Below are 9,294 nucleotides of genomic sequence, written 5' to 3' on the forward strand. Positions count from 1 at the left end.
TGCAGGTCTGACCCCGTCTTTCTCGAAGTTATGCAGGTCTGACCCCGTCTGTCTCAAAGTTATGCAGGTCTGACCCCGTCTGTCTCAAAACCATGCAGGTCTGACCCCCGCAGTCACATCTAAAGTCTTTCGACGCCTTCTGATTCGACAGGCGCTGCTGCCGGAGTTTGAGCCGGTTCCGCGGGAACCGCCTGTTCCTCAGCTGCAGCGGAGGCTTCCTCTTCAAACATCGCTATCCTCTCCTTGAGGGCAGTAATTTCCATTTCACTCTGCTTTAATTTTTTTGTCAAATCCTTCGTTTTCAATGAGCCCTTAACTTTGTTGACCAGGTTCATCATGTAGACAGAGATGGCGCCAAGGATCGCTGCAATTAAAATGACGAGGGCTTGAGAAATTTCGAACTTCTTGAAGAGTAGATTGATGGTCACCACATCACCGTTTAATAGAGCAAAAATGGCCACCAGGACTGCGAAGATCAGTGCGACAATAAAGGTTGACTGCATATTGGTTCCTCCTCAAATTTCATCATTAGCCACCCGCCATCATCTTCCGGCAGCAGATTGACGGATACCTTGTTAATCCTATTATACCTTCATTCCAACCAATCACGACAGCAATTTCCATCTAATTTGAAAAAACATCCGCACAAGTCCACTTTCTCTCCAATAAAAAGGGAAGACCGTCAGACCAGGTCAATTTTCTGACCTTACCTGAGCCGCGCCTTCCCCACATAGCAGCTATATTATTCGTTCTTCCCCACAGTGCTATCCTTCCATTTCGCCCAAATTGGACTGGCTATAAAAATGGAGGAATACGTTCCAACCATGATCCCCAGCATCAACGGAAGAGCAAAGTCCTTAATTGACGCAACCCCCAGCACATAAAGCGATCCAATGACCATCACCGTTGTCAATGAGGTATTGATAGTCCTCGACAGGGTCTGGCGAATGCTTTCGTTGGCGATCTTGGCATGTGTTGTCTTTTTCATCAGCTTAACATTTTCGCGCACCCTGTCAAAAACAACTATAGTATCGTTGATGGAATAACCCACAATGGTCAGGACGGCAGCAATAAAGGAGCTATTCACCGGAATCCTGAAAATAGCGTAAATTGACAGCAAAATCAACACGTCATGAAGCAAAGCTATAATAGACGCTGCACCATACACAAATTCAAATCGCAGCGTCACATAAATCAACATCCCGGCACCGGCTAGCAGAATCGCCAAAATCGCGTTGTTGCGAGTGTCTGCACCAAAGCTCGGCCCGAACTGCTCAGCCGCAATCAGGTCCTCGTCTTGTAGATCATACCGCTGACCCAGTACTTCAAAGATCGCCTTTCGTTCTTCATTACTGAGGGAAACCTTGGTGCGGATGATGACCTCATCCCTTTCACTTCCAGCGCTGAGGATCTCCTCATTGAGTTCAAACGGTGCCAGAAGGTCCCTGACTTCCTGAGTCTCCACCGTCTCTCCCAAATGGATCTGCATCATAGTCCCGCCCGTAAAGTCGAGGCCAAAATTGAGTCCTCTGGCGACAGCAAACACACCGCCCAATACCATAACAGCCAGGGAAATCAGCAGCCAAAGCCGAATTCTCTCAACAATTCTAAAATCAAATTCAAGTTTCATGCCGTCACCTCCTATAGACCATACAATTTGACATTGTTGGCAAACTTAAACGACAGTGACGACCGGATCAAAATCCGTGTGACAACTATTGCAGTAAACATGCTTGTGGCAATACCTATCATCAGCGTCACGGCGAAACCCTGCACCGGCCCCGAGCCAAAATAGTACAATATGATCGCGGCTATGAAAGTCGTGACATTTGAGTCCACGATGGTATGCATCGCCCTATGAAAGCCGGAATTGATGGCTGCCCGAAGGGACTTTCCATTTTTAACTTCTTCCTTGATCCGCTCAAAAATGATGACATTCGCGTCCACCGCCATACCTACAGACAAAACAATACCCGCAATGCCCGGCAGCGTCAGCGTCGCTTTAAGCCCGACCAGGATGAAAAGCACCAGACTTGCATACAAAGCCAGCGCAATACTGGCGACGATACCCGGATATCTGTAATACCCAATCATAAACAGCACCACAATGCTAAAGCCAATCGCCGCGGCTGTCACCCCTGAATTCAAAGCCCCTATACCTAAGGTCGCTCCAATAATTGACGTCCGCACTTCTTCCAGCTCAATAGGCAGCGCACCACCGCGAATCAGCGACGCCAGCATGCTGGCATCCTCAAAGGTAAAATTGCCGGAAATGATAGCATTGCCGTCAATAATTTCCACCCGCGTATATGGGGCGGAGATGACCTCATTGTCGAGCAAAATCGCGATCTGTCCGCCATTGACAGGGTCAAAATCCTTCGCGACCGCTGTCGCTTCGCGGAACAGTTTAGTGCCCTCGGAATCGAACACCAGTCCTACAGCCGGATTGTTGTATTCATCCATTGATACCATGGAGTCCTTCACCTGGGCACCGCCCAGAATCGGCGTATGGACGAAGTCCACGTCTTTCATGCCCTCCTGGGCAAAAGAGGCCTTGTCTACCAGAACAAATTCAAGCTTCGCGGTTTTTCCGATAGATTCAATGGCCGCAGTAGCATCTGTCACACCAGGCAGCTCAATGCGAATCTGATCCTCTCCCTGACGTGAAATTTTGGGTTCGGTCAATCCAATTGAGTCCACCCGCTTGGACAGAATCCCAATAGACTGATCGATCGCAGCTGTCAGCTCATTTCCGGTCAAATCCGTCTTCGCTTCATAAACAATTGCTACGCCGCCTTCAATATCCAGACCCAGCTTAATGCTGTCCTGAACAGACTTCAGTTCAAGCGGTCCAAGCTTCAGTCCGTTCACCGCACTGAAAATCGTGATCGCTATTAACAAAAGGATCGTAAAAAATGCGACTTTCTGAGTACTAGGCTTCATCCTCGGTCTCCTCCTGATCCATCTTGGCGTATTCCTTCGAAAATTCAACATAAGTCCGGGCGGACTGCTTCAGATGCGCCAATTCCCTGTCGTCCAGCTGCCGCGACACCCGCCCCGGACTGCCAATAACCAGCGAGCCTGAAGTTATGCGTTTCCCGGGCGGTACCAGCGCGCCGGCGCCAATAATGACGTCGTCCTCGACAATTGCACCGTCAAGCACTATAGCGCCCATGCCCACCAGAACGCGGCTGCCGATGATCGCACCATGCACAATCGCGCCATGGCCCACAGTGACGTCCTCCCCCAGAATACAGGGATTGTGAGCATCCACGTGCAGTACCGCATTATCCTGGATGTTGGACCTCGCCCCAATGCGGATCTCATTCATGTCCCCTCGAAGCGCCGCGCCAAACCAGACACTGGCATCCTCAGCAATGAAAACCTGCCCAATGACATCCGCAGTTTTAGCAACCCAGGCGCTTTTGTTGACCTGCGGAAGGATATTCTTGAATCTTCTGATCATAAGCTCGCCTCCGACATTTCTTTGGCCTTAATGTATATTGCGCACTCAATGCGCTTTTTCTCCATGTCGCAGCCTATTTCATAAGGCACACGGATGTCATGGTTGAAGTTGTAGGCGTTGGCATGACAGCCGCCGCTGCAGTAAAACTTCGCCCAGCACGAACGGCACGCCTGCTTCTCGTAGACGTGGACCTTAGAGAAATCATCGGCCAAACGCGTTTCAAAAGTTCCCTGATCCACATTGCCCATGACAAAATCCGTATTGCCAACAAATTGGTGACACGGATAAATATCACCCTCCGGGGTCACCGCGATATATTCGCTTCCGGCGCCGCACCCGGAAACCCGCTTGATGACACAAGGGCCCTGGTTAAAGTCAATCATGAAATGGAAGAACTTAAAATCTCGGTCCGTGCCAGAACGTTCAATCAGCGTCTCCGCCAGAGATTCATACTGCTCAAAGACTGTTTTCATGTCCTCAGAGGTCAGCGTATAGTCATGATGAGGTTCCGACACGACGGGTTCTACGGAAGTCAGCGTAAAGCCTTGGTCAGCCAGGTGCACGACGTCTTTGGCGAAATCCGTATTAAAATGCGTGAAGGTCCCCCGGACATAATAAGTCTTGTCCCCACGGCTCTCCACCAGTTTCTTGAATTTTGGCAAAATCACGTCATAGGTGCCCTGGCCATTAATGGAGGGGCGCATAAAGTCATTGACCTCTGGTCTTCCGTCTATGGACAGGACCACATTGTCCATGTGCTCATTAATATAGGCAATCTTGTCATCATCCAGCAGAATACCGTTGGTGGTGATAGTAAATCTGAAATGCTTATTGTTTGCAGCTTCAAGGGACCGGCCATAAGCCACTAACGCCTTGACCACCTCAAAGTTCATAAGCGGCTCGCCGCCAAAAAAGTCCACTTCAAGGTTGCGGCGGTTTCCGGAATGGGCGACCAGGAAATCAAAGGCACGTTTCCCCGTTTCCAGCGGCATGAGCAGTCGCTCACCGTGAAAATCTCCCTGGGAGGCAAAGCAGTACTTGCACCGAATGTTGCAGTCATGGGCTACATGCAGGCACAGCGCCTTGATGATGGGCTGCTTTTTAAACGCGGACGAATCCAGATAGTCGTCTGGGCTGAATAACTGCCCCATTTCGATGAGGGCATCCATTTCTCCCAGCCCTTCTCTGACGGAACCTTCCTCAAACTCCCCAGAAAGAGCCGCCACGGCAGCCTCCTGATCAGGATTTGGGTAGAAGTCCAGCAATCTATAAATCATTGGGTCGACTACATGAATGGCGCCGCTGTGGACATCCAGAACAATGTGCATGCCGCCCTGTTCGTATTTATGAATCATTGTTTTTTTGCCTCCGCTCTCACTTTAAGCATAAACACAGAAAAAGCAGCTTTCGCTGCTCTGACTGTAGGTATGCGGTCATATTGCAGTGCTGACGCTTTGAAGCTCACTATAAGCGCCGAGCCCTTCTTATGTAGAAGGTCTTATTTCTTCTCGCACTCCTGATTGCCAACAGTACAAGACGTTTTGCAGGCCGACTGGCAGGATGTCTGGCATTCGCCGCAGCCGCCGTGAGAAGCGCTTTCCTTCAGCGTACCTTGGTTCAGCGTTTTAATGTGCTTCATGAGATGACCTCCCTTCATAGAACTAAATCATGCCTATTATAGCATAAACCTTTTCAAGTAAAAAGACCGAAGATGATGAATCGCCGTAGGCGGCCAGGTCACAGCCGCTTCAGCGAATTCAAAAGGTCTGCTTGATCACGTGCTTACCTGAAGCGGCGGCGGATTCTCGTTGGAATGCCACCGCGCTGGTAAGGTCAAATTGCAGGAGGTCGTCTATTTCTGAACGACGATGCTGCCAACTGCCCATTTCTTGAATGTCAATTCTGTGCCGCTAGGTCGCACGCGAAGAACAACATCCTCATCCATGACTGAAACGACTTGTCCAACTACGCCGCCGATGGTCACGACTTCATCACCCGCCGAAATGTTATCCCGCATGCTCTTCAGCTCTTTGTTTTTCTTTTGTTGCGGACGAATGAGCATGAAGTAGAAAATCAGGAAAAACACGACGACGTAAAGCAGAGTTCCGTAAGTACCGCCCATAGTGTAAGCCTCCTATTCTTTGCTGTCTGATGCAATTTTACTCGCTCTCTTCTACAGTATAACCGTATTTGAGAAAAAATTCATCCTTAAAATCAAGAAGTCTGTCATGCATTATGGCTTGTCTGACATTTTTCATGAGTTCAATGAGGAAAAACAAGTTGTGATAGGTCATGAGTCTTGAGGAAAGAATCTCATCCGCTTTATACAGGTGTCTCAGATAAGCTTTGGTGTAGTTGCGGCAAGTATAACAGCCGCAGTTTGGATCAAGGGGTGAAAAATCATCAAAGTATTTGGCATTCTTAATGACAACTTTGCCCACCGAGGTCATAGCAGTGCCATTTCGGGCAATCCGTGTCGGAAGAACACAGTCAAACATGTCCACCCCTCGCAGGACACCTTCGAGAAGATCATCAGGGCTTCCCACACCCATCAAATAGCGCGGCTTGTCCTCCGGCAGATAGGGTGTCGTTTGCTCAAGGATCTCATACATCATAGGCTTGGGCTCACCAACGGACAATCCGCCAATGGCGTAACCCGGGAACCCAATCGCTGTAATTTCCTCTGCGCTCTGTTTTCTGAGATCCGGGTACATACCGCCCTGGACTATGCCAAAGAGCGCCTGCTGGTCCGGCTTTTTGTGGGCTTCCTTGCAGCGTGCTGCCCAGCGGGAGGTGCGCTCCAGGGATTTCTTGACGTAGTCACGCTCCGCGGGATAAGGTGCACATTCATCAAAAGCCATGATAATGTCGGCACCCAGGGCATTTTCAATTTCTATGGCGCGCTCCGGACTGAGAAAGTGTTTTGCCCCATCCAGATGAGACCTGAATTCTACGCCTTCCTCAGTAATTTTTCTGAGATCACCCAGACTGAAGACCTGAAATCCGCCGCTGTCCGTCAGGATAGGATGATGCCAGTTCATAAACTTGTGAAGGCCGCCTGCTTTTTCCACCAATTCATGACCCGGTCTCAAAAACAAGTGATAGGTGTTGGAGAGAATAATCTGGGCTTCCATGTCTTCAAGTTCTTCAGGCGTCATTGCCTTGACCGTGGCCTGAGTGCCCACGGGCATAAAGATTGGGGTGTCAATCACGCCATGGGGCGTATGCAGGCGGCCAAGGCGCGCACCGCTCTGTTTGCAGGTTTTGATGAGTTCGAATTGAATTGCCATGGTTGCCTCCTAATAATTTCTAACTTTACAGAATCAGCATGGCGTCGCCAAAGCTGAAAAATCTATACCGCTCTTTAACTGCCTCGTCATAAGCGACAAGGACATGCTCTCTGCCAGCCAAAGCACTGACCAGCATTATGAGGGTCGATTCAGGAAGATGAAAGTTGGTGATTAGACCATCGACCACTTTAAACGTATAGCCGGGATAGATAAAAATATCCGTCCAGCCTGAGCACGCCTGAAGGGTTTCATGGCGCCCCGCAGCACTTTCGAGGGTTCTGACCGAGGTTGTGCCTACGGCTATAACCCGTCCGCCTGCTGCTTTGGTCCGCTGGATCTTAGCTGCAGCATCCTCGCTGATTTCAAAGTATTCAGCATGCATAACATGCTCGTGGATTGACTCAGCCTTGACTGGTCTAAACGTACCCAGACCCACGTGCAGCGTGATGCGGGCGATGGTTACGCCCTTCGCCTCAATAGCATCGAGCAAGGCATCATCAAAATGGAGGCCTGCGGTTGGCGCGGCGGCTGACCCATATTTGTTTGAATAGACAGTTTGATAGCGCTCCGCATCATCCAGGGTTTCGCGAATGTACGGCGGCAGCGGCATAGTGCCCAGCCTGTCCAGAACCTCCTCGAAAATCCCTTCGTACCGGAATCTCACCAGGCGCGTGCCTTCTTCAGAAAGGTCTTCAATAACTGCACTCAAAGAGCCGTCACCAAATTCGAAGGCGTCTCCGGGACGCGCCTTTTTTCCGGGCTTGACAAGCGTTTGCCAGAGATCCCCTTCAACACGCTTAAGCAGAAGGAATTCCACGGCAGCCCCTGAGCGCCTGCGTCCAAAGAGTCTGGCGGGCAGAACCCGGGTATCGTTGATGACCAGACAATCTCCTGACTGAAGATGATGCAGCACATCCCTGAAGGTCTCATGGCGAAGCGCGCCAGTCCCTTTGTCCATAAAGAGGAGTCTAGAAGCGGCTCGGTCTTTAAGCGGTGTTTGAGCGATCAGTTCCTCAGGTAAATCAAAATAAAAATCACTGGTTTTCATATTTTGAAGTTGCTCCTTATATCATTGAAATGTTTTTAAGATACATAGCCATGAATGTCATCAATGCGACTTAGCATCCTTATTGAATTCTGGTATTGACATAGTAATGAGTCAGAATCTGCTCATAGCTCATGCCGAGATCCGCCATGGCTTTCGCGCCCCACTGGCTCATGCCGACGCCGTGGCCAAAGCCATAACCTTTGAAGACAATAGTGCCACTGCCGGATCCAGACGTTACCACTGTATTGGTCGGTTTAAAAGCCGTCACACCCGAAGCTGACAGCAAAGTCATTTCAGAGGACCCAAGCGTCACCTGCCCGCCTGCCCCTTCTACGACTAGGCGATCCACAGGTACAGCAGTCTTTCCTCCGGCAGATTCCAGCGTCAGCTCCCCACTCGTGCCGGGCACAGCACTGCCGCCTCCTTCAATGGTATACCAGGAGCTGCGGATATCATACGTCCCCAGGATGTAGCGCGCCTTTTCCTTAGATGCCACGTAATCTCCGTCCCGCCCGACAAACACTGTTTCCAGCGCACGTCCGTTCGGCGATACCTTGGTGACGTAAATCCCAATCAATGGACCAATATTGATGTTCTTGCTCTTTAAAATATCGTCAATTTGCACTGTCGTATAGGTTTTAGACCAGGTTGCCGATGGTTGGCCAAGAGAATATGGATCCTCCACCGACTTAAGATAAGGCGTCACCGCCGACCAGACATATTCAGAGTTTTCTGTGCGCCCACCGCTGTTGGAGTGGAAAAACGCAGTGATGGGCTTGTTGTCGTAAACCAAAAGCTTACCCCAGGTCTCATCCACCGCATCATTTGAGCGAGGTCGCTCGACACTGGCTCCGCCGTATACCTGACAGTCCTGAAGATTACACAGGTCAAAGCCCCATTTGCTGTGCTTGCCCAAGGAAGCATAGGCGTAATTGCGCGCTGCGACCGCTTGAGCCTTCAAAGCTTCCAGTGGCCATTCCCCCGACATTTCACGGGGCAGAACGCCGTATAAGTATGGTTCGACCCCAATATAGTTTATGACGGTTGGGTCGCTGTCTGCGAACCTCTGCACGCCAATGGCCCCGCGGTATTTTCTGCTTTCGAAGCCGATCAGGTCCCCTTCTGCCTGTGGTAAAAGCGCAAAGACCGTATCGCTCGTATCATAATACATAAAAATTGAGGTATTGTCGACGATCATGATCGCTTTGTCGTTGACTGGCGCAGGCATCAGTGAAATTTGCGGCAGCACCGACTCAATTTCAGCTTTTTTTGCTATCCGCTCAGCCTCTGACTGGTAAGCGCCCACATAGACCTTCCAGCCGTCATCATAGGCCGGGAACAGGTCTTGAAGCTGAAGTGAAGTCTGATCCAGAAACTGCCGCATTTCAAGATAGGTTCCAAAATCCGGTCCCACCTGCAGATGATACGGTCCAAAGTAGGCACCACTACTTCCGGCTGGTGTGCCGATGGTCTCGCCAACCGCCTTTGTA

10 protein-coding genes are annotated in these 9,294 nt (G+C 50.3%); all 10 read right to left on the reverse strand.

Annotated features, from left to right (window positions below):
* Positions 1-119 precede the first annotated feature (119 nt).
* Positions 120-503: a LapA family protein gene (locus tag OEL90_RS13105; protein WP_291404121.1), complete on the reverse strand. Its 384-nt coding sequence runs from the start codon at positions 501-503 to the stop codon at positions 120-122.
* A 239-nt stretch (positions 504-742) separates the two neighbouring features.
* Positions 743-1,630, reverse strand: a complete 888-nt coding sequence (secF, locus tag OEL90_RS13110; protein WP_291404123.1) for a protein translocase subunit SecF — start codon at positions 1,628-1,630, stop codon at positions 743-745.
* A gap of 11 nt (positions 1,631-1,641) precedes the next feature.
* Positions 1,642-2,943: a protein translocase subunit SecD gene (gene secD, locus OEL90_RS13115; RefSeq protein WP_291404125.1), complete on the reverse strand. Its 1,302-nt coding sequence runs from the start codon at positions 2,941-2,943 to the stop codon at positions 1,642-1,644.
* The gene (locus OEL90_RS13120) at positions 2,933-3,466 is read right to left on the reverse strand and encodes a gamma carbonic anhydrase family protein (protein WP_300689267.1); all 534 of its coding nucleotides are present in this window, start codon (positions 3,464-3,466) and stop codon (positions 2,933-2,935) included. The genes secD and OEL90_RS13120 overlap by 11 nt, the downstream gene beginning before the upstream one ends.
* A complete protein-coding gene (gene scfB / locus OEL90_RS13125; RefSeq protein ID WP_300689270.1) occupies positions 3,463-4,821 on the reverse strand; it encodes a thioether cross-link-forming SCIFF peptide maturase in 1,359 nt (452 codons plus the stop codon). The genes OEL90_RS13120 and scfB overlap by 4 nt, the downstream gene beginning before the upstream one ends.
* 143 nt (positions 4,822-4,964) lie before the next feature.
* On the reverse strand, positions 4,965-5,105 hold the full coding sequence (gene scfA / locus OEL90_RS13130; RefSeq protein ID WP_291404131.1) for a six-cysteine ranthipeptide SCIFF: 141 nt from the start codon (positions 5,103-5,105) through the stop codon (positions 4,965-4,967).
* A 213-nt stretch (positions 5,106-5,318) separates the two neighbouring features.
* Complete coding sequence (gene yajC, locus OEL90_RS13135; RefSeq protein ID WP_291404133.1) at positions 5,319-5,588, reverse strand: preprotein translocase subunit YajC; 270 nt, start codon at positions 5,586-5,588, stop codon at positions 5,319-5,321.
* Positions 5,589-5,625: 37 nt separating this feature from the next.
* On the reverse strand, positions 5,626-6,756 hold the full coding sequence (tgt, locus tag OEL90_RS13140) for a tRNA guanosine(34) transglycosylase Tgt (protein WP_300689275.1): 1,131 nt from the start codon (positions 6,754-6,756) through the stop codon (positions 5,626-5,628).
* Between the two features lie 25 nt (positions 6,757-6,781).
* Complete coding sequence (queA, locus tag OEL90_RS13145; protein WP_291404137.1) at positions 6,782-7,804, reverse strand: tRNA preQ1(34) S-adenosylmethionine ribosyltransferase-isomerase QueA; 1,023 nt, start codon at positions 7,802-7,804, stop codon at positions 6,782-6,784.
* A gap of 79 nt (positions 7,805-7,883) precedes the next feature.
* A partial coding sequence (locus OEL90_RS13150) for a SpoIID/LytB domain-containing protein (protein ID WP_300689278.1) occupies positions 7,884-9,294 on the reverse strand: 1,411 nt, incomplete at its 5' end.

Origin of the sequence: Acidaminobacter sp. (assembly GCF_030247605.1) — a bacterium.
Taxonomy (GTDB): Bacteria; Bacillota; Clostridia; order Peptostreptococcales; family Acidaminobacteraceae; genus Acidaminobacter.

Excerpts from the sequence above, each read along its gene's own strand:
- queA (WP_291404137.1), bottom strand. The coding sequence starts at position 7,804 with ATGAAAACCAGTGATTTTTATTTTGATTTACCTGAGGAACTGATCGCT.
- secF (WP_291404123.1), bottom strand. The coding sequence starts at position 1,630 with ATGAAACTTGAATTTGATTTTAGAATTGTTGAGAGAATTCGGCTTTGG.
- yajC (WP_291404133.1), bottom strand. The coding sequence starts at position 5,588 with ATGGGCGGTACTTACGGAACTCTGCTTTACGTCGTCGTGTTTTTCCTG.
- OEL90_RS13105 (WP_291404121.1), bottom strand. The coding sequence starts at position 503 with ATGCAGTCAACCTTTATTGTCGCACTGATCTTCGCAGTCCTGGTGGCC.
- OEL90_RS13120 (WP_300689267.1), bottom strand. The coding sequence starts at position 3,466 with ATGATCAGAAGATTCAAGAATATCCTTCCGCAGGTCAACAAAAGCGCC.
- secD (WP_291404125.1), bottom strand. The coding sequence starts at position 2,943 with ATGAAGCCTAGTACTCAGAAAGTCGCATTTTTTACGATCCTTTTGTTA.
- scfB (WP_300689270.1), bottom strand. The coding sequence starts at position 4,821 with ATGATTCATAAATACGAACAGGGCGGCATGCACATTGTTCTGGATGTC.
- tgt (WP_300689275.1), bottom strand. The coding sequence starts at position 6,756 with ATGGCAATTCAATTCGAACTCATCAAAACCTGCAAACAGAGCGGTGCG.
- scfA (WP_291404131.1), bottom strand. The coding sequence starts at position 5,105 with ATGAAGCACATTAAAACGCTGAACCAAGGTACGCTGAAGGAAAGCGCT.